The sequence below is a fragment of the Nonomuraea sp. NPDC049695 genome, from assembly GCF_040674955.1.
Taxonomy (GTDB): domain Bacteria; phylum Actinomycetota; class Actinomycetes; order Streptosporangiales; family Streptosporangiaceae; genus Nonomuraea; species Nonomuraea helvata.
The window spans coordinates 67,144-84,355 of record NZ_JBFANV010000044.1; the positions used below are offsets into that span (position 1 = coordinate 67,144).

A 17,212-nucleotide genomic window follows, 5' to 3' on the forward strand; every position below is an offset into this window, starting at 1 on the left:
AGACCCTTCCGCGAGGCCCCTCGGATGGGGTGAAATCTGACTCGTCATGGAGGACGACGAGGCGATCGAGCGCTCGCTCACCGGTGACCTGGCCGCCTATGAGGTGCTGGTCGCCCGCTACAGCGCGCTCGCCCACCGTACCGCTTCCATGCTCGGGGCGGGGGACGAAGCCGAGGACGTCGTGCAGGAGGCGTTCGTCAAGGCGTTCCGGCACCTGGGAAGTTTCCGCAGGGACGCGCCCTTCCGCCCGTGGCTGCTGCGGATCGTGGCCAACGAGACCCACAACCTGACCCGGTCGCGGGGCCGCCGCTCCGAGCTGACGCTGCGGCTGGGCGCCACGGCCTCCGTGGCCGCGCCCGACGACCCGGAGGGCGCGGCGGTGGCCACCGACCGGCGCTCCCGCCTGCTGGAGGCGGTACGGCGGCTGCCAGATCGGGAACGCCAGGCCGTCGTGTGCCGGTACTTCTTACAGCTGAGCGAGGCGGAGACGGCGCAGGTGCTCGACTGGCCCGTCGGCACCGTCAAGTCCAGTACGCATCGGGGGCTGGCCCGGCTGAGGGAGGAGGTGGGCAATGAACTCGCGTGAGCCTTTCGACGACCTGGAGGCCGAACTCCTGGCGCTCGGGGACCTCCTGGACGTCCCCAACCCGCCGCCTGCCGACGTGGCCTCCGCCGTCCGCGCCCGCCTCGAAGAACCCGACCCCGCGCACGGAGCAGATCCCATCCCCGTCCGCCCACACACTCCGGCGCGGCGGCCTCGGCGGGCGAGATGGAAGATCGTCACGGCCGTCGTCCTCGTCGTCATCGCCATCACGGCGGCCACCCCCCAGGGCAGGGCGGCCGTGGTGCGGATCCTGCGTTTCGCCGGGATCGAGCTCCAGGTCGGCGAGACCACCCCGCCGCCGGTCACCACCACGGCGCCCATGCCGGGTGAGCACACCGTGCCGCCGGGCAGGGTCAGCGGCCAGGTGAAGTTCCAGGTCAAGACGGTGAAGGCGCTCGGCGACCCGAGGAGTGTCACGGTCGCCGACAACGGCAGGGTCGTGTCGATGTTCTGGCCGAACGGCGTCCGGCTCGACCAGTTCGACGGCACCCTGGACCCGGTGTTCTTCAAGAAGCTCGGCCCGCCGTGGCCCGACTACGCCAGGGTCGGCCCGTACCAAGCCTGGTGGGTCCCCGGAAAGCACCCCCTCGGCTACATCCTGCGCCAGGACGGCACCGAGGTCCCCCTGCGCCAGGCCGGACCCACCCTCATCTGGCAGCAGGACACGCTGAACTACCGCCTGGAGGGCCTCAGGACCAAGGAAGAGGCCATCCGCGTCGCCACGTCACTCCAGTGAGCCCGTCAGCCAGTCGTCCACACCCTTGAGCAGCTCCTTGCGCACCGGATCGGGGGCCGCGGACGACCGGATGGACTGGCGGGCCAGCTCGGCCAGCTCCGCGTCGCTGAAGCCGTAAACCTCCCGAGCCAGCTCGTACTGCCGCAACAGCCGCGCGCCGAAGAGCAACGGGTCGTCGGCCCCCAGCGCGAGCGGCACCCCCGCGTCGAACAGCCGCCGCACCGGCACGTCGGCGGGCTCCTCGGCCACCCCCAGCCCGACGTTGGAGGTGGGGCAGACCTCGCAGCAGATCTGCCGGTCGGCCAGCCGCTCCATCAGCCGTTCGTCCTCCGCCGCCCGCACGCCGTGCCCGACGCGGTCGGCTCCCAGGTCGTCCACGCACTGCGCCACGCTCCGCGGCCCCATCAGCTCGCCGCCGTGCGGCAGGGCCAGCAGTCCGCCGCGCTTGGCGATCCTGAACGCCCGCTCGAAGTCCCTGGCCGCGCCCCGCCGCTCGTCGTTGGAGAGCCCGAACCCCACCACGCCCTTGCCGGCGTACTGGGTGGCGAGCCTGGCCAGGGTGTTGGCGTCGAGCGGATGGCGGGTCCTGTTGGCCGCCACGATCACCGCCATCCCGATCCCCGCGTGCTCTGCCGCCTGGCGCACCGCGTCCAGCGTCAGCTCCAGCGTGGCCGTCAGCCCGCCGAAGCGCTGCGCGTACCCCGACGGGTCCACCTGGATCTCCAGCCACCGTGACCCGGCCGCCGCCTCGTCCTCGGCCGTCTCGCGCAGCAGCCGGTAGACGTGCTCGGGCCGGGTCAGCACGGACCTGGCGATGTCGTACAGCCGCTGGAACCTGAACCACCCTCGCTCGTCGGTGGCCCGCAACTTGGGCGGCCAGTCGTCCTCCAGCGCGTCGGGCAGGTGCAGACCCTGGTCCCTGGCCAGCTCGATCAGCGTGGAATGCCGCATCGATCCGGTGAAGTGCAGGTGAAGGTGGGCCTTGGGTAGCGCGATCAGGGGCCTTGCCATTTGCATATCTTGCCACTCAACCTCGGGCGGGACTCGCGCGTTGGGGAGGGCGAAAGGGGACCCTCACTCATGTCAGATGACGACGAAGCGGCGTTCGACGAGTTTCTCGCCGCTCGGAGCACGTCGCTGCTGCGTACCGCGATCCTGGTCTGCGGAGCGACGAGGCACGACGCCGAGGACCTGGTCCAGCACGCGCTGGAGAAGGTCTACCGGCACTGGCCGCGGATCAGGGGCGACAACCCCGAGGCGTACGCGAGGAAGATCGTCGTCAACGCGGCGATCAGCAGGGCGCGGCGGCGGAAGATCGTCCAGGAGATCACCTTCGCCCGCCCGCCGGACACCGCCGCCGACTCTCCCGACCTCGACCTGCGCGACACGCTCATCCAGGAGCTGCGCAGGCTGCCGCCCCGCATGCGGGCCGTTCTCGTCCTGCGCTACTGGGAGGACCAGAGCGAGGAGAGCACCGCGACCCTGCTCGGCTGCTCGGTAGGGACCGTGAAGAGCCAGGCGGCACGGGGGCTCGCCAGGATCCGCGAAAACCTGAATCTCGCTAAGGAAGTGATCGGATGAGGATCGAGAACGACCTCGCGGACGCCATGACGGCGCACGTCGCCGACGTACAGGCCCCGCCGGACCTGGGCCGGTCCGTACGGCGCCGCCACCGCTCCCGCGCGGTCCGGTTCCGCGTGGCGGGCGCCGCGCTCGTCACGGCGGCGCTGGCGGTGGCCGTGCCCGTGACGCTGAACTCGGCCGAACTCGCGGGCACCGCGAACACCGCCAGCGGCCGAGGCCAGTCCGTGGTGGAGACCGGCAGTGTCACCGTTCCGAGGGTGACGGGCGAGCGCGCCGCCGAGGCGATCTACGAACTCCGCAACGTCGGCCTGAGGGTCGACAGCGTCGCAACCGAGATGAGGAACGGCTTTGTCCGTAGCCAGAGCCCAGGGGCGGGCGAGAAGGTCGGCCCCCGCTCCCATGTCGAGATCGGTGTCGAACCGCCGCCGCAGGACCTCGGCGACCTGGGCGACGGGCGGAAGTTCGGCGCCGTCCGCGTGGGTTACCTGCCGGACGGGTTCACATGGGGCAGGTGGTCGGGCAAGGACTGGCTCGGGGCCGGCTACGCGACGGGTTTCGACAAGCCGGCAGCCGACGACGAGACCTACTGGATCGAGGTGATGGTGTACGAGGGCGTGGCCGTCAAGGGCGTCTACACCGGTTTCCCCAGGACGGGGGCACAAATCGTGGACGTCAACGGCAAGGAGGGGCGACTGGCCAACCTCAGCGAAGCGGGCGAGGTCGAACCGTTCTTCACGGACAAGAGCACGCTCACGATGGCCTGGAAACTCCGCGACGACCTGGCCGTCAAGCTGCGGGTCAGCCCCGACTACGAGATAGCGGTCGGCAACCGTGTCCATACCGAGCTGAAGAAGATCGCGAGGGGCATCCGGGCGATCAACTGAACCCTCGCGGTACGGACGGGGCCGAACGGGGGATCAACCAGGCATGATCCCTGAGGATCCCGGCGGCATCGGGGAGGGGCGGCGTGCGGCGCTCGCGGCGCTGGCGTTCGGGGTGGCGGCCGGCATCATCTACCTGCTCTTCTCCTCCGGCTTCGGGCGCCCACGGCCCGCCGCCGTGGCCGCCGCCGTCCCCGTACGGACCCCGCCGGAGGCCGGCCTCGCGGTCGTCTCCCACGATTTCTGGCTCACCTACCTGCCCGCCGGGCTGGCGCGCAGCGGCGGGGGAGCGATCGGGGTGGCGGGGGCGTGGGCCAGGTTCGGCTCGGGCGACCGGTTCGTGGAGGCCAGGATCGAGCCCGCCCCCGACTGGGCGAGCTACCGCAGGCAGGTCGCGGACGCCCGTGCCACCACCGTGCGCGGCAGGCCCGCCGTGGCGGGCAGGCATCCGGGAGGCGGCCTGCTGATCGTCTGGCTGGAACGCGCGGGCACAGGCGCGTGGGTCCGGGTCAGCGAGCCGCTCGGCCGCGAACTGGTCGCGATTGCCGCTTCCGCCAGAGGTCCTGTAGGAGACTAGGAGCCTTTCCGTGCGTTTCTTGGGGGGTCCGATGCGGTGTCTGGCAGCGGTGCTCCTCGTGTTCGCGCTGGCGGGGTGCGGCAGTGGCGACACGCCCGTGGCCGAGCCCGAGTCCCACGCCATGCCGCCGCCCACGCCCGTACCGCACGAGGGTCGCACGCTGGCCTGCGGGCCGACCGACGTGCGGCTGCCGGCGATGCGGGAGGGGCTGACCAGGAGGGGTTCGTTCGCCCGTCTGGAGTCGCTCACCAGGCGGCTCGAGGTCAGCGGCCTGATCTGGCGGGAGAACGACGAGGAGCTGTACGTCGGCGTCGTCTGCGGGGTGCGGACGGCCGAGCAGTTCGCCACGCTGGTCGCCAGGTCGACGCTGACGGTGTACAAGGGCAGGCCGGCACTGCGCTGGAACACGCGTACCGGCCTGCGTAACTTCATGTGGCTGGAGCGGCCGGGCACCGCCGTCTACATCGGCGCGACGCCCGGCCTGACCGGCGAGATCAGGCGGATCGCCGCCAGGGTCGCCCTCAGCCCCGCGCCCTGACGGCCGCCACGGGCCTCAGCGAGCCTCCGACAGCAGCTTGCCCATGCGGCTGACGCCCTCGACCAGGTCGTCGTCGCCCAGCGCGTACGACAGCCGGAAGTAACCAGGCGTGCCGAACGCCTCTCCCGGCACCACCGCCACCTCGGCCTCCTCGAGGATCAGCTCGGCCAGCTCGCTCGACGAACGCGGCCGCTTGCCGCGCAGCTCCTTGCCGATCAGTTCCTTGACCGAGGGATACGCGTAGAACGCCCCCTTCGGCTCCGGGCAGAACACGCCCGGGATCTCGTTGAGCATCCTGACGATCGTCTGGCGGCGCCGGTCGAACGCCGCACGCATCTCCGCCACCGCCGACAGGTCGCCGGAAACGGCGGCCAGCGCGGCCATCTGCGAGACGTTCGCGACATTCGAGGTGGCGTGGGACTGCAGGTTGGTGGCGGCCTTGACCACGTCGGACGGGCCGATCAGCCAGCCCACGCGCCAGCCGGTCATCGCGTACGTCTTGGCCACGCCGTTGAGGATCACGACCCGGTCGCCCAACTCGGGGACGGCCGTGGCGATGCTGGTGAACTCGGCGCCGCCGTAGACGAGGTGCTCGTAGATCTCGTCGGTGACCACCCACAGGCCGTGCTCGGCGGCCCAGCGGCCGATCGCCTCCGTCTCCTCGCGGGAGTAGACGGCGCCCGTCGGGTTGGACGGCGAGACGAACAGCAGGACCTTCGTGCGCTCGGTGCGCGCGGCCTCGAGCTGCTCGACACTCGCCAGGTAGCCGGTGGACTCGTCGGCCACGACGTCGACCTGCACGCCGCCGGCCAGCTTGACCGCCTCGGGGTAGGTGGTCCAGTACGGGGCCACGACCAGGACCTCGTCGCCCGGGTCGAGCAGCGTCGCGAACACCTCGTAGACCGCCTGCTTGCCGCCGTTGGTGACCAGCACCTGCGACGCCTCGACGGCGTACCCCGAATCGCGCCGCGTCTTGTCGGCGATGGCCTGCTTGAGCTCGGGCAGGCCGCCCGCCGGCGTGTACTTGTGGAAGCGGGGCTCGCGCGCCGCCTGGATCGCCGCCTCGACGATGTAGCCGGGCGTCGGGAAGTCGGGCTCGCCCGCGCCGAAGCCGATGACGGGACGGCCCTCCGCCTTCATCGCCTTGGCCTTGGCGTCCACGGCGAGCGTGGCGGACTCGGAAATCGCGGAAATTCTTGCGGAGATACGAGGTCGGGTGGACATGCGTCCATGCTCCCACGCGACCGTTGCGCGGTCGTGACCTGGGCGATGGGTATTCGGTTCGACGTGCCGGGCAATCCCCCGTATGCTTTCGGCTGGTCCTTCCGCACAGCATGTCGGCGAGCGGTTCGGTCCGGGCAGTGGGTCGATCAGGGTAGTCTGGTCTAACGACATAGGGCACTGGCGCAATTGGTAGCGCACCGGTCTCCAAAACCGGCGGTTGGGGGTTCGAGTCCCTCGTGCCCTGCGAGTGCGGTCCGCGCAATAATGGGCGTGTAAGCGCGCCGCAAAACTGCGTTGGATACGACAGATTTCGGGTGAGGACTGTGGCGATCGACACGCGCGGCGAGACCGCAGGCAAGCCGAGTGGCGAGAAGAAGACACGCACTTCACCTGCCCTTTTCTACCGGCAGGTCGTCAACGAGCTTCGCAAGGTCATCTGGCCGACACGCAAGGACCTCATCACCTATACCACGGTCGTCCTGGTATTCGTTCTGATCATGGTCGGGATCGTGTACGGGTTTGACACCGCGCTGGGATGGGTGATCCTCAAGGTCTTCGGCGGCGGCTGATCCAGCCGTCAGTCGGTGTCGCTTGACGGGATCGCCATCCGATACGAGCCGAATCGCGAAGAGACGAAAGAGGAAGAGTCACCGTGTCCGATCCTTCAGTTCCGGCGGACGAGTCCCGCGAGGAGTGGGGCGACGAGCTGGAAGAGGCCACTGAGGAGGCCGCCGAGTCGGCGCTCCAGGAGGCCGAGGTCGCGGAGAGCGACGAGGCAGCCGATGTCGAGGCTTCCGCCGTCGAAGACGGTGAGATTCTTCCTGACGTCGACCCCGTCGAGGAGTTCAAGAGCTCGCTTCGCGGCCTTCCCGGCGAGTGGTACGTCATTCACTCCTACGCCGGTTACGAGAACCGCGTGAAGTCCAACATCGAGAGCCGCAACGTCTCGCTCAACATGGAGGACTACATCTACCAGGTCGAGGTGCCGACGCACACCGTCCAGGAGTTCAAGAGCGGCAAGAAGGTGCCGGTCAAGGAGCGCGTGCTGCCCGGCTACGTGCTGGTGCGCATGGAGCTCACCGACGAGTCCTGGGCCGCCGTGCGTAACACGCCCGGCGTGACCGGCTTCGTCGGCCTGTCCAACAAGCCGAGCCCGCTCAGCCTCGACGAGGTCGCCAAGCTGCTGGCGCCCGAGCCGACCGAGGAGACCAAGAAGGCCGCGGCCAAGACGGCCACGGGCCCGGCGGTCGAGTTCGAGATCGGCGAGTCCGTCACGGTCATGGACGGCCCGTTCGCGACGCTGCCCGCCTCGGTGAGCGAGATCAGCCCCGAGTCGCAGAAGCTCAAGGTGCTCGTCTCGATCTTCGGTCGCGAGACTCCGGTCGAGCTCTCGTTCAACCAGGTCTCGAAGATCTAGGACGATCACATACACTTAGACGTTCGGTCGGCCGCCTGTCGCTTTTGGCTGGGCGGCCTCCGACATGTCAGGGCCGCAATCCGCGGTCCTGACAGGCATCGCAATCAGGACCCGGAGAAGGACAAATGCCTCCGAAGAAGAAGATCGCCGCGTTGGTGAAGGTCCAGCTCCCCGCTGGCCAGGCCACCCCGGCGCCGCCGGTGGGTACCGCGCTCGGTCCCCACGGCGTCAACATCATGGACTTCGTCAAGCAGTACAACGCTGCGACGGAGGCCCAGCGGGGCAACATCATCCCCGTTGAGATCACCATTTTCGAGGACCGCAGCTTCACCTTCATCACGAAGACGCCGCCGGCGCCGGAGCTGATCAAGAAGGCCCTCGGTCTCGACAAGGGCAGCGCGGTCCCGCACCGCGACAAGGTGGGCAAGCTCAGCCGCGAGCAGCTGCGCAGCATCGCCGAGACGAAGATGCCCGACCTCAACGCCAACGACATCGAGGCGGCCGAGAAGATCATCGCCGGCACCGCCCGGTCGATGGGCATCACCGTCGCCGAGTAACACCCTTTCCCAGACATCGTGGGAGGGCCCTCGGGCCCGCAGACCACTAGGAGTCAAAGCAATGAAGCGCAGCAAGGCGCACAAGGACGCGGCCGCCAAGGTCGACCGCGACAAGCTCTACACGCCCGTCGAGGCCGCGAAGCTGGCCAAGGAGACGTCGACCACCAAGTTCGACGCCACCGTGGAGGTCGCGCTGCGGCTGGGCGTCGACCCTCGCAAGGCCGACCAGATCGTGCGCGGCACGGTCAACCTCCCGCACGGCACCGGCAAGACCGCCCGGGTCCTGGTCTTCGCGACCGGTGACCGTGCCGAGGCAGCCCGCGAGGCGGGCGCCGACATCGTCGGCGCCGACGAGCTGATCGACGAGATCTCCAAGGGCAACCGGCTCAACGAGTTCGACGCCGTGGTGGCCACGCCCGACCTGATGGGCAAGGTGGGTCGCCTGGGCCGCGTGCTCGGTCCGCGCGGTCTCATGCCCAACCCCAAGACCGGCACGGTGACGCCCGACGTCGCCAAGGCCGTGACGGAGATCAAGGGCGGCAAGATCGAGTTCCGCACCGACCGCCAGGCCAACCTGCACTTCATCATCGGCAAGACGTCGTTCCCCGAGCGCCAGCTCATCGAGAACTACGCCGCCGCCCTTGACGAGGTGCTGCGTCTCAAGCCGTCCGCGGCCAAGGGGCGTTACCTGAAGAAGGTCACGTTCTCCACGACGATGGGCCCGGGCGTCCCGGTCGACCCCAACGTCACCCGTGGCCTCACCGCTGAGCTCGAGGCCTGACCTCTCTTTGCGAAAAGAGCCCCGCCCGGTTCCCGGGCGGGGCTCTTGCGTGTCCTGGGCTTCCGCGGCGTCAGGCCGGGTTGTGCAGGGAATGTGTGAAGTGTGTGGGGGAGAACCCTGGGTTTTCCCCTAATTGTGCGGGGAAGTCGCTACAGCGGCGAAACCTAAAAGTAGGGTCAAGACATGCTGAAGCGCACGATAAGTCTCACCGCGGCCAGTGCCGCGCTCGTCGTAGCGGCGGTTGCCGGGTGCGGATCGAACGCACAGCCCATCCAGGTCAACCTGGCCGCCTCAGAGGTGCTCGCGCAGGCCGCGCAGAAGACCGCAGAGGTCACCAGCTACACCGTCGACGCCGTCGTCAACGTCACGCAGCCTCAGGAGGGCAACGGCAAGGTGCAGGGGCGCATGCTCTACCAGAGCAAGCCCCAGCTCGCCGTGGACCTCACCCTGGACACCGTGGACATGGGCGGGAAGAGCCTGCCGGGCGGCGTGCACGCCGTTCTGCAGGGCGACACCGTCTACGTCAAGGTCGAGGCGCTCAAGGACCTCCTCGGGGCCACCAAGCCGTGGATCAAGGTGCCGCTCAGCGAGATGGGCGACTCCGGCCAGGTGAACCAGTACCTGAGCCAGATCCAGCAGTTCGACCTCGGCAATGTGACCAAGCTCGTCACGGCCTCCAAGGACGTCAAGTCGGCCGGCAACGAGAGCGTCAACGGTGAGGACACCACGCACTACACCGGCACGTTCCCCGTCGACGCGGCCGTGCAGCTGCTGCCCGCCGACAAGCAGGAGCAGGCCCGTACGAACCTGGCCGAGCTCAAGGACGTCAAGTTCGACATCTGGGTGGCCGCCGACGGCCTGCCGCGCAAGCTCGTGCTGAACGGCTCCAAGGAAGGCGCCACGCTCGACGCCACCCTGCTCTTCAAGGGCTTCAACCAGCCGGTCACGATCGAGGCCCCGCCCGCCGACCAGGTGGGAGAGCTGCCCAAGGGCACGACCAACTGAGAACGATTTGGAAACTCGGCGGCCAGCACGTACTCTGGTCGTTGCCGAAGACCGCCGGTCGTCGTCAGGTGCCTCAAATGCCTGGCGACCGAAGGATCCACGTCATGTGGACGGCCTGCGCAGGTGTGATGCGAGTTTCCCATATGGTCTGATCCATGTGTGAGCCCCGTGCGCCCCTGCGCCGGGGCTGTTCTCATTTCTGGGCCTTCGCCGGTGGCACATCTGGAAGGAGGCCCATGGCGAGGGCGGATAAGGCGACAGCGGTTGCCGAGCTCAAGAGCGAGTTCGAAGGCAGCAGCGCCGCCGTTCTGACCGAGTACCGCGGTCTCACCGTCGCGCAGCTCAAGGAGCTGCGCACCTCTCTCGGTGAGAATGCGAAGTTCGCCGTGGCGAAGAACACCCTGACCAAGATCGCCGCCAATGAGGCAGGCGTGACGGGTCTGGACGACCTGCTGCTCGGCCCGACCGCCGTCGCCTTCGTCAAGGGCGACGTCGTCGAGGCGGCCAAGGGTCTGCGTGACTTCGCCAAGGCCAATCCCCTTCTGGTGATCAAGGGCGGTGTCCTCGAGGGCAAGACGCTCGACGCCACCGAGATCACCAAGCTCGCCGACCTCGAGTCCCGCGAGGTCCTCCTCGCGAAGCTTGCTGGCGCGCTCAAGGCGAAGCAGAGCGCTGCTGCCGCTATGTTCGCCGCGCTGCCCACGCAGATGGCTCAGCTGGCCGACGCTCTCCGCGCGAAGCGCGAAGAGTCGGGCGAGTAACACGGGGGTTGCCGCAACATACCGCGGTCCCGTTCCTAGTTTTCTGCAAGTCCTAAACGTAAGGAAAAGATCATGGCGAAGCTCAGCACCGACGAGCTGCTCGACTCGTTCAAGGAGATGACCCTCCTCGAGCTGTCCGAGTTCGTGAAGCAGTTCGAAGAGGTCTTCGACGTCAAGGCCGCCGCCCCCGTCGCGGTTGCCGCCGCCCCCGCCGCCGGTGGCGGTGGCGAGGCCGCCGCCGTTGAGGAGCAGGACGAGTTCGACGTCATCCTCGAGGCCGCCGGCGACAAGAAGATCCAGGTCATCAAGGAGATCCGCGCCCTCACGTCCCTGGGCCTCAAGGAGGCCAAGGACCTGGTGGACGGCGCTCCCAAGCCCGTCTTCGACGGCAAGGTCAACAAGGAGCAGGCGGAGAAGGCCAAGGCTGCCCTCGAGGGCGCCGGCGCCACCGTGACCGTGAAGTAACTTTCCCCTTCACGCGAGCTCTTCGGGAAGAGGCGGATACACCCTGGTGCCGGGTGTGCCGCCTCTTTTCGCGTTCCCGGGCCTGTACGGCTCAGGAGATTCTCATGTTCGTCTCATCGCCTCGCCAACCGGCCTGCCTAGCGTGCGGGGTGTGGTTACCGAAGCTAAGTCTCGATGGGCGCCGGCTGCCCTCCTCCTGGGCACCGCGGTGCTGTACGTCTGGGGCCTGGGCGCCTCCGGATGGGCCAACTCCTTCTACGCGGCGGCCGTACAGGCGGGCAGCCAGAGCTGGAAGGCGTTCTTCTTCGGATCCTCCGACGCCGCCAACGCCATAACCGTCGACAAGACCCCGGCCTCCTTGTGGCCGATGGTGCTCAGCGTGCGGCTGTTCGGGCTCAACTCCTGGGCCATGCTCGTTCCCCAGGCGCTCATGGGCGTCGGTGCGGTGGCGCTGGTGTACGCGTCGGTGCGCAGGTTGTTCACCGTCTGGGCCGGGCTGCTGGCGGGGGCCGTGATGGCGCTCACCCCGGTGGCCGTGTTGATGTTCAGGTTCAACAACCCGGACGCGCTGCTCGTCCTGCTGCTGACGGCCGCCGGGTACTGCGTGGTGCGGGCGCAGGAACGTGGGGCCACCCGGTGGCTGGTGCTGGCGGGGACCGCGATCGGGTTCGCGTTCCTGGCGAAGATGCTGCAGGCGTTCCTGGTCCTGCCCGGCTTCGCGCTGGTCTATCTGATCACCGCGCCGGTGGCGTTCTGGCGGCGGGTGCGGCAGTTGCTGCTGGCCGGCGCGGCCATGGTGGTCTCGGCCGGGTGGTGGCTCCTGGCGGTGGCGCTGGTGCCCGCGTCGGAGCGGCCGTACATCGGGGGGTCGCAGACCAACAGCGTGCTGGAGCTGGCGCTCGGCTACAACGGGATCGGGCGGCTCAACGGCGCCGACTACGGCGGGCTGGGCAATCTCAACCAGCAGGCCGGATGGCTGCGGATGTTCGACACGGAGGCGGGCGGGCAGATCTCCTGGCTGCTCCCGTCGGCGCTGGTGCTCCTGGCCGCCGCCACCTGGCTCACCCGTCGGGCGCCGCGGGTCGATCCGGTCCGTGCCGCCTTCTGGGTGTGGGGGAGCTGGCTGGTCGTGACCGGGCTGGTCTTCAGCCTGATGCAGGGGATCTTCCACGCGTACTACACGGTGGCGCTCGCCCCGGCCATCGCGGTGCTGGTGGGCATGGGGGCGGCCATGCTGTGGGAGCGGCGCTCGTTCCGATTTCTGGCCATGGTGACGGCGGGGACGGCGGTGTGGTCGTACGTGCTGCTGTCGCGCAGCGCGGACTGGAACTCCTGGCTGGGCGTGGTCGTGCTGGTGGCGGGGCTGGGGGCGGCGCTGGCGATGCTGTTCGCGCGCCGGGCCCTGGCCGTGGTGGCCGTGGCCTCGGTGGCATGCCTGGCGGCTCTGGCTGGTCCGGCGGCCTACGCCGTCGACACGGCCGCGTCCCCGCACACCGGGGCGATCCCGACCGCCGGGCCTTCCACCGGCGGCTTCGGCGGCGGGTTCCCGCGTCCGGGCGGGGGAGGCGGCCGGCCGTTCCGCCAGCTGCCTGGATGGGGTGCAGGTACGGGTCAGCAACCTGGAGGCGGCCAGGCGCTGCGGCAACCGCCGGGCGGCACGCAGGGGCAGGGCGGCGCCGGGTTCGGCGGCCGTGGCATGGGACGTGGCGGGATGGGCATGGGCGGGCTGCTCAACGCGGGCACCCCGGCCGCCGAGCTGACCGCGCTGCTGAAGACCGGGGCCTCCGCCTACACGTGGGCGGCGGCGACGGTGGGCTCCAACAACGCGGCCGGATACCAGCTGGCCGGCGGTCAGCCGGTGATGGCGGTGGGCGGGTTCAACGGCACCGATCCGGCGCCCACACTCGAGCAGTTCAAGCAGTACGTCGCCGCGAAGAAGATCCACTACTTCATCGGCACCGGCATGGGCGAAGGGCGTGGCAGCACGGGAGGCAGCGATGACGCGGCCCAGATCGCGGCCTGGGTCCAGGACACCTTCACCGGCACCACCGTCGGCGGTACGACCATCTTCGACCTCACCCAGCCCTGACCCCCTGAACATCTCCGCCGATCGGGCGGGGGCGCGGGGGAGATCAGGAGGCAGCGGCGGCTCGGACCTGGGTCACGGCGCTGGTGTCCATGTAGTCCCTGGCGTGGACGATCCGGCCGTTCCTGACCCGCAGCACCAGAAGGCCGGGGACGGTGATCCGCTGGTCGCCGGCCGCGACGAACACGTTCTGCTCCACCACCACGACCTCCGGGTCCGTCGTCCGGTAGAGCGACACGCGCCGCACCTCCTGGGCCTCGAACGCGGTCGCGCCCCACCTCGCGCGGTAACCCGCGCGGATCTCCTCCCTCCCCTTGTACGGCGCCAGCCCCCCGAACGGGAACTCGTGCAGCCCGTCCTCCGCGTAGAGGTCGGCCAGCTCGTCGGCGGATTTGTGCAGCATGGCCGCGTGATAGGCGGTGACGATCTCCTCGATGGACATGGGAGCAACCCTTTCGCTCAACAGGTGTTGACTCAACGAGCGTAGAGCGAAAGGGAAGGTTCGGTCAACGCGTGTAGAGTCGGCAGCGTGGGCGAGAGAGTGCTTCCGCGGGCCGAGAGGCGGCGCCGTACCGAAGGAAAGATCTTGGACGCTGCCCGGGCGCTCTTCGCCGAGCTGGGCTTCGAGCGGACCACCATCAGGGCCGTCGCCAAGGCGGCCGAGGTCGACCCCGCGCTCGTGATGCAGTACTTCGGCAGCAAACAGCAGCTCTTCCAGCAGGCCGTACGGGTGACCCCGGTCGGCGACGGCGAGCTGACCGCCGAGGAGCTCGTCGAACAGCTGCTCGGCACGCTCAACGTGAAGATGGGCGCGCTGCCGCAGAGCTCGCTGGCGATGATGCGGTCCATGCTCACCCACCCCGAGGCGGCCGCGTCGGCGCGGCAGGTGCTGGGGAGCCAGATCGACCGGCTGGCTGAGGCCATTCCCGCGGAGGACGCGCGGCTGCGCGCGGCGCTGATGACCACGATCATGCTCGGCATCGCCGTCGGGCACCAGCTGCTGGAGCTCGAAGAGCTGCGCGAGGTGCCGCAGGACGAGATCGCGCGACTCCTGCGGCCCAGCCTGCGGGCGCTGACCGGCGCCCAGGAGGAGCGCGGGCCGGCGGTTTCATAACCGGGCAGTAACAAGTTATGGGGACGGGTTCCCCTGCGGCCGAACCCGATTACGGTGAGGACGTCACGTTATCCGGCGGATACTCACTGCGATCGGAAGGTGTCCAGTGGGAGTCGAAGTCGTGGTCGACGGGTTGACCAAGTCGTTCGGCCGGCAGGTCATCTGGGAGGACGTCTCGCTCACGCTGCCCGCGGGCGAGATCTCCGTCCTGCTCGGCCCTTCAGGCACCGGAAAGTCGGTCTTCCTCAAGACGCTGGTCGGCCTGCTGCGGCCTGATCGCGGTCACATCTGGATCGACGGCTACGACCTGGCCAACTGCAACGAGAACAAGCTGTACGAGCTGCGCCGGCTGTTCGGCGTGCTCTTCCAGGACGGCGCGCTGTTCGGCTCGCTCAACCTCTACGACAACATCGCCTTCCCGCTGCGCGAGCACACCAAGAAGAGCGAGTCGCAGATCCGCCAGATCGTGATGGAGAAGGTCGAGCTGGTCGGCCTGCTCGGCTCCGAGTCCAAGCTGCCCGGGGAGATCTCCGGTGGCATGCGCAAGCGTGCGGGGCTGGCCAGGGCGCTGGTGCTGGATCCGGAGATCATCCTGTTCGACGAGCCCGACTCCGGCCTCGACCCGGTCCGCACCGCGCTGCTCAACCAGACCATCGTCGACCTCAACGCCGACATCGAGGCGACGTTCCTGATCGTGACGCACGACATCAACACCGCCCGTACGGTCCCCGACAGCATCGGGATGCTGTTCCGGCGCGAGCTGGTCATGTTCGGCCCGCGCGAGATGCTGCTGTCGAGCGAGGAGCCGGTGGTGCGGCAGTTCCTCAACGCCAGGAGGCACGGCCCGATCGGGATGTCGGAGGAGAAGGACCTCTCCGAGCTGGAGGCCGAGGCTCAGATGGGGCTCGACCCGGGCATGCTGCCGCCGATCCCGCCGCAGCTCATGCCGACCGGCAACCGGATCCGCCGTACCCAGCAGCCTCCGGGCACGTGGCTGGCAGCCAACGGGGTGATCCCGCCGCCGGGGTCGTTCGTGGACGAACGCGGTCGTAACTGGCTGGAGGAGTACCCCCGGCTCGTCAACGCGTACCTCCACGGCACCCGCTGAAGCCTCCTGAGCGCGCTGCCCGGTCTTTCACCCCCAGAACCGGCGCCGGACGCTCAGCGAGCCTCTGAGAGCCGTCTGAAGGCATTTACGGAGATCTAGGCAACTTGACCGAATTTGCCCAGAGTTCTCTACCGCCTCGGTTGATTCGGGGGCTCCAGGACCGGACAGCGCGTTATGATCCCGGCGGACCGGCCGAGTGGGGGGTGAGCAGACGTGGCAGGACTCGCCGCCCGGCCCGCCCGCATCCTGATCGCCGCGCTCAGCGGAGTGCTCGCGGTGCTGGTCGGCTCAGGCGTGTGGATCGCCGCGCAGGCGCGCGAGGAGCAGGGCAGGGCAGGCGACAAGCAGGCAGCGCTCCTGGCCGCGGGGACCCACGCGAAGAACCTGGTCTCGCTCGACTACAAGACCGTCGACGCCGACGTGAAGCGCATCCTCGACACCTCGACCGGGACGGCCAGGGCGGAGTACGAGGCCAACGAGGCCAGGCTCAAGTCCACCACGGTCGGCAACAAGGTGATCCAGCACGGCGTGCTGCGCGCGACGGGGCTGGTCTCCATGGCAGGCGCCACGGCGAAGGTGCTGGTGGTGGCCGACGTGGAGATCCGCTGGGACGGCTCCAAGAGCCCGCCGCAGGAGCGGTACTACCGGTGGTCGATGGAGGTGACCAAGGTCGGCGGCGTCTGGCTGGTGTCGAAGGCGGTGCAGGTGAAGTGAGGACGTTCACGATCGTGCTGCTGGGCGTCCTCGTGGTCGCGGCGGGCGTGCTGGTGCCGACGATGTGGTTCAACCTGCGCGACCTGCGCGCGGCGGACGCGGCCGGGGCGGAGGCGATGACGGCGGCCAAGGAGGTGGCACCCGATCTGCTCTCGTACGACTACCGGACGGTGGAGGCGGACCTGGCGCGGGCCGGCACGCACACGACCGGCGAGTTGACCAAGCACTACAAGGAGCTCACCACGTCCCTGGTGTCCAGGGCCAAGGCGCAGAAGATCGTGCAGACCGTGTCCGTGGCGGGCGTGGGAGTCGAGCGGGCCGAGCCCGACCGGGTAGAGGTTCTGCTTTTCGTGAACACGGGTACGGTCAAGCAGGACGCGGGCAAGACCGGGCTCGAGCAACAGTTCACCCAGAACCGGGCCAGGTTCGTCATGGTCCGGCAAGATTCGCGCTGGCTGGTGGCCGACATGTCGACGCTCCTCGGCACCGCTTGACCCCTCAGCGCGCCGCTTCCTTCAATTGTTACCAAAAATCAGGTTTAGCGAAGCCTTTGGAACGGGTACCTCAGTCACAGCTACACCGGTTGTCGGCATCGGTTCGACCCCCGGTGTGACGGAGCGTTAACCGCCCCCGTTCGCGGGTATCGTCTTGGGCCTGGCGGTAGGCGACCAGTCACGCAGGGGAGAAAACCCAGCGTCCGGCCCCCTAGTCGGCTAAAAGTCGGGGTTGTGGGCTTGACGTTTCCGTCTGAACGGGCGATGCTGCGACCAACGTGGAGCATGCAGAGAGAGCGAAGTGGACAGGCGTGTGCCGTTCGGCTACACTGCCCCTTTGCGCTGCCCTTTGACGACCCGCTCCGCTTGCTCACGTTGCGAGGTTGTCTGGCGTGCGTGTAGTCAGTCCGCCGCGAGCCCTCGGAAGGACATCTGTTGGCAGCCTCGCGCAACGCCTCCGCCGTACCCGCTGGTCCCCGTCGCGTCTCTTTCGCGCGTATCCAGGAGCCCCTCGAAGTTCCTGACCTTCTGGCCCTGCAGACCGAGTCTTTCGACTGGCTGCTCGG

21 protein-coding genes and 1 tRNA gene are annotated in these 17,212 nt (G+C 68.8%); 19 read left to right on the plus strand and 3 right to left on the minus strand.

What is annotated here, in order from left to right:
* Positions 1–46 precede the first annotated feature (46 nt).
* Positions 47–586: an RNA polymerase sigma factor gene (locus tag AB0J64_RS32200; RefSeq protein ID WP_364035169.1), complete on the plus strand. Its 540-nt coding sequence runs from the start codon at positions 47–49 to the stop codon at positions 584–586.
* Entirely contained in the window at positions 573–1,340 is a 768-nt protein-coding gene (locus AB0J64_RS32205) for a hypothetical protein (protein ID WP_364035171.1), read from the plus strand. Before AB0J64_RS32200 ends, AB0J64_RS32205 begins: the two co-directional genes overlap by 14 nt.
* Here the strand turns inward: AB0J64_RS32205 and AB0J64_RS32210 are convergent.
* Positions 1,329–2,351, minus strand: a complete 1,023-nt coding sequence (locus tag AB0J64_RS32210) for an adenosine deaminase (protein WP_364035174.1) — start codon at positions 2,349–2,351, stop codon at positions 1,329–1,331. The two genes, AB0J64_RS32205 and AB0J64_RS32210, sit on opposite strands and share 12 nt — an antisense overlap.
* 69 nt (positions 2,352–2,420) lie before the next feature.
* Between AB0J64_RS32210 and AB0J64_RS32215 the strand changes: the two genes are divergently transcribed.
* The 4 genes from AB0J64_RS32215 to AB0J64_RS32230 are packed head-to-tail and all read left to right on the plus strand — an operon-like array spanning position 2,421 to position 4,920.
* On the plus strand, positions 2,421–2,921 hold the full coding sequence (locus AB0J64_RS32215; protein WP_364035177.1) for a SigE family RNA polymerase sigma factor: 501 nt from the start codon (positions 2,421–2,423) through the stop codon (positions 2,919–2,921).
* Positions 2,918–3,808 carry a PASTA domain-containing protein gene (locus AB0J64_RS32220; RefSeq protein WP_364035180.1) on the plus strand — a complete coding sequence of 297 codons (891 nt, stop codon included), beginning with the start codon at positions 2,918–2,920 and terminating at the stop codon, positions 3,806–3,808. Before AB0J64_RS32215 ends, AB0J64_RS32220 begins: the two co-directional genes overlap by 4 nt.
* A gap of 43 nt (positions 3,809–3,851) precedes the next feature.
* A complete protein-coding gene (locus AB0J64_RS32225) occupies positions 3,852–4,382 on the plus strand; it encodes a hypothetical protein (protein WP_364035183.1) in 531 nt (176 codons plus the stop codon).
* A gap of 10 nt (positions 4,383–4,392) precedes the next feature.
* Positions 4,393–4,920: a hypothetical protein gene (locus AB0J64_RS32230; RefSeq protein WP_364035186.1), complete on the plus strand. Its 528-nt coding sequence runs from the start codon at positions 4,393–4,395 to the stop codon at positions 4,918–4,920.
* A gap of 15 nt (positions 4,921–4,935) precedes the next feature.
* Here AB0J64_RS32230 and AB0J64_RS32235 read toward each other — a convergent pair whose 3' ends face one another.
* Positions 4,936–6,144: a pyridoxal phosphate-dependent aminotransferase gene (locus tag AB0J64_RS32235; RefSeq protein ID WP_364035189.1), complete on the minus strand. Its 1,209-nt coding sequence runs from the start codon at positions 6,142–6,144 to the stop codon at positions 4,936–4,938.
* Between the two features lie 171 nt (positions 6,145–6,315).
* Between AB0J64_RS32235 and AB0J64_RS32240 the strand changes: the two genes are divergently transcribed.
* The 9 genes from AB0J64_RS32240 to AB0J64_RS32280 all read left to right on the plus strand — a co-directional run bounded on the left by AB0J64_RS32240 (position 6,316) and on the right by AB0J64_RS32280 (position 13,219).
* Positions 6,316–6,388, plus strand: a tRNA-Trp gene (locus AB0J64_RS32240).
* A gap of 79 nt (positions 6,389–6,467) precedes the next feature.
* Positions 6,468–6,713 carry a preprotein translocase subunit SecE gene (gene secE / locus AB0J64_RS32245; RefSeq protein ID WP_344997633.1) on the plus strand — a complete coding sequence of 82 codons (246 nt, stop codon included), beginning with the start codon at positions 6,468–6,470 and terminating at the stop codon, positions 6,711–6,713.
* A gap of 83 nt (positions 6,714–6,796) precedes the next feature.
* On the plus strand, positions 6,797–7,561 hold the full coding sequence (gene nusG, locus AB0J64_RS32250) for a transcription termination/antitermination protein NusG (RefSeq protein WP_364035193.1): 765 nt from the start codon (positions 6,797–6,799) through the stop codon (positions 7,559–7,561).
* A gap of 125 nt (positions 7,562–7,686) precedes the next feature.
* Positions 7,687–8,118: a 50S ribosomal protein L11 gene (gene rplK, locus AB0J64_RS32255; RefSeq protein ID WP_127939574.1), complete on the plus strand. Its 432-nt coding sequence runs from the start codon at positions 7,687–7,689 to the stop codon at positions 8,116–8,118.
* Between the two features lie 61 nt (positions 8,119–8,179).
* Positions 8,180–8,899 carry a 50S ribosomal protein L1 gene (rplA, locus tag AB0J64_RS32260; RefSeq protein ID WP_364035196.1) on the plus strand — a complete coding sequence of 240 codons (720 nt, stop codon included), beginning with the start codon at positions 8,180–8,182 and terminating at the stop codon, positions 8,897–8,899.
* A gap of 183 nt (positions 8,900–9,082) precedes the next feature.
* Positions 9,083–9,904: an LppX_LprAFG lipoprotein gene (locus tag AB0J64_RS32265; RefSeq protein WP_364035199.1), complete on the plus strand. Its 822-nt coding sequence runs from the start codon at positions 9,083–9,085 to the stop codon at positions 9,902–9,904.
* A gap of 236 nt (positions 9,905–10,140) precedes the next feature.
* Complete coding sequence (gene rplJ / locus AB0J64_RS32270) at positions 10,141–10,665, plus strand: 50S ribosomal protein L10 (protein WP_364035202.1); 525 nt, start codon at positions 10,141–10,143, stop codon at positions 10,663–10,665.
* A gap of 72 nt (positions 10,666–10,737) precedes the next feature.
* Entirely contained in the window at positions 10,738–11,130 is a 393-nt protein-coding gene (rplL, locus tag AB0J64_RS32275; RefSeq protein ID WP_364035205.1) for a 50S ribosomal protein L7/L12, read from the plus strand.
* A gap of 151 nt (positions 11,131–11,281) precedes the next feature.
* Positions 11,282–13,219: a glycosyltransferase family 39 protein gene (locus AB0J64_RS32280; RefSeq protein WP_364035208.1), complete on the plus strand. Its 1,938-nt coding sequence runs from the start codon at positions 11,282–11,284 to the stop codon at positions 13,217–13,219.
* A 43-nt stretch (positions 13,220–13,262) separates the two neighbouring features.
* Here the strand turns inward: AB0J64_RS32280 and AB0J64_RS32285 are convergent, their stop codons facing one another.
* Positions 13,263–13,658 carry a nuclear transport factor 2 family protein gene (locus AB0J64_RS32285; protein WP_364035211.1) on the minus strand — a complete coding sequence of 132 codons (396 nt, stop codon included), beginning with the start codon at positions 13,656–13,658 and terminating at the stop codon, positions 13,263–13,265.
* Positions 13,659–13,802: 144 nt separating this feature from the next.
* Between AB0J64_RS32285 and AB0J64_RS32290 the strand changes: the two genes are divergently transcribed.
* The 4 genes from AB0J64_RS32290 (at position 13,803) to AB0J64_RS32305 (ending at position 16,646) form a co-directional block, all read left to right on the plus strand.
* A complete protein-coding gene (locus AB0J64_RS32290) occupies positions 13,803–14,330 on the plus strand; it encodes a TetR family transcriptional regulator (RefSeq protein WP_364035214.1) in 528 nt (175 codons plus the stop codon).
* Between the two features lie 106 nt (positions 14,331–14,436).
* A complete protein-coding gene (locus tag AB0J64_RS32295; protein WP_364035217.1) occupies positions 14,437–15,438 on the plus strand; it encodes an ABC transporter ATP-binding protein in 1,002 nt (333 codons plus the stop codon).
* Between the two features lie 213 nt (positions 15,439–15,651).
* A complete protein-coding gene (locus AB0J64_RS32300; protein ID WP_364035220.1) occupies positions 15,652–16,152 on the plus strand; it encodes a hypothetical protein in 501 nt (166 codons plus the stop codon).
* Complete coding sequence (locus AB0J64_RS32305) at positions 16,149–16,646, plus strand: hypothetical protein (RefSeq protein ID WP_364035223.1); 498 nt, start codon at positions 16,149–16,151, stop codon at positions 16,644–16,646. The genes AB0J64_RS32300 and AB0J64_RS32305 overlap by 4 nt, the downstream gene beginning before the upstream one ends.
* The last annotated feature ends 566 nt before the right edge of the window (positions 16,647–17,212 follow it).

Coding starts and splice junctions, on each gene's coding strand:
- AB0J64_RS32225 (WP_364035183.1), top strand. CDS start 3,852: ATGATCCCTGAGGATCCCGGCGGCATCGGGGAGGGGCGGCGTGCGGCG.
- AB0J64_RS32200 (WP_364035169.1), top strand. CDS start 47: ATGGAGGACGACGAGGCGATCGAGCGCTCGCTCACCGGTGACCTGGCC.
- rplL (WP_364035205.1), top strand. CDS start 10,738: ATGGCGAAGCTCAGCACCGACGAGCTGCTCGACTCGTTCAAGGAGATG.
- AB0J64_RS32265 (WP_364035199.1), top strand. CDS start 9,083: ATGCTGAAGCGCACGATAAGTCTCACCGCGGCCAGTGCCGCGCTCGTC.
- rplJ (WP_364035202.1), top strand. CDS start 10,141: ATGGCGAGGGCGGATAAGGCGACAGCGGTTGCCGAGCTCAAGAGCGAG.
- AB0J64_RS32215 (WP_364035177.1), top strand. CDS start 2,421: ATGTCAGATGACGACGAAGCGGCGTTCGACGAGTTTCTCGCCGCTCGG.
- rplK (WP_127939574.1), top strand. CDS start 7,687: ATGCCTCCGAAGAAGAAGATCGCCGCGTTGGTGAAGGTCCAGCTCCCC.
- rplA (WP_364035196.1), top strand. CDS start 8,180: ATGAAGCGCAGCAAGGCGCACAAGGACGCGGCCGCCAAGGTCGACCGC.
- AB0J64_RS32205 (WP_364035171.1), top strand. CDS start 573: ATGAACTCGCGTGAGCCTTTCGACGACCTGGAGGCCGAACTCCTGGCG.
- AB0J64_RS32220 (WP_364035180.1), top strand. CDS start 2,918: ATGAGGATCGAGAACGACCTCGCGGACGCCATGACGGCGCACGTCGCC.
- AB0J64_RS32285 (WP_364035211.1), bottom strand. CDS start 13,658: ATGTCCATCGAGGAGATCGTCACCGCCTATCACGCGGCCATGCTGCAC.
- AB0J64_RS32210 (WP_364035174.1), bottom strand. CDS start 2,351: ATGGCAAGGCCCCTGATCGCGCTACCCAAGGCCCACCTTCACCTGCAC.
- AB0J64_RS32235 (WP_364035189.1), bottom strand. CDS start 6,144: ATGTCCACCCGACCTCGTATCTCCGCAAGAATTTCCGCGATTTCCGAG.